The sequence below is a fragment of the Bordetella pseudohinzii genome, assembly GCF_000657795.2.
GTDB lineage: Bacteria > Pseudomonadota > Gammaproteobacteria > Burkholderiales > Burkholderiaceae_B > Bordetella > Bordetella pseudohinzii.
This window is the reverse complement of sequence record NZ_JHEP02000047.1, coordinates 1-680: the sequence shown is the minus strand read 5'-3', so window position 1 is coordinate 680 and position 680 is coordinate 1. Positions and strand designations below refer to the sequence as shown.

The window sequence follows — 680 nt, the reverse complement described above, 5'->3', positions numbered from 1 at the left end:
CGTATTGCCCGCCGGCAGCGCCACGACCGATGCCGTGAACGTCGGTCAGCTGCAGGCGGTCTCCACGGTGGCCAACAGCGGCTGGAATGTCACGGCGCAAGGCGCCAATGCAAGCAATGTCGCACCCGGCGCCACCGTGGATTTCTCTAGCGCCGACAGCAATCTCGCCATCAGCAAGGGCGCGACCGACAGCAAACTGCGCTTCGCCCTGTCCCGCAACCTGAATGTGGATGCCGTGACGCTGGGAACCACCCAGCTTCAGGCCAGCGGCCTGACCCTGACCGGCGGCCCGAGCATCACCACCGCCGGCATCGACGGCGGTGGCCTCAAGCTCAGTAATATCGCCGCCGGCAGCGCCACGACCGATGCCGTGAACGTCGGTCAGCTGCAGGCGGTCTCCACGGTGGCCAACAGCGGTTGGAACGTCACGGCGCAAGGCGCCAACGCGAGCAACGTCGCACCCGGCGCCACCGTGGATTTCTCTAGCCCGGACAGCAACCTGGCCATCACCAAGGGCGCGACCGACAGCAAACTCCGCTTCGCCCTGTCCCGCAACCTGAATGTGGATGCCGTGACGCTAGGCACCACCCAGCTGCAAGCCAGTGGCCTGACCTTGACTGGTGGACCGAGCATCACCACGGCCGGTATCGACGGCGGCGGCCTCAAGCTCAGCAATATCG

General features: G+C 66.2%; 1 pseudogene. It reads left to right on the top strand.

Features of this window, described 5'->3' with window-relative positions:
* Positions 1 to 680 (top strand): annotated as a pseudogene (locus L540_RS21170) (hypothetical protein); the annotation flags it as partial.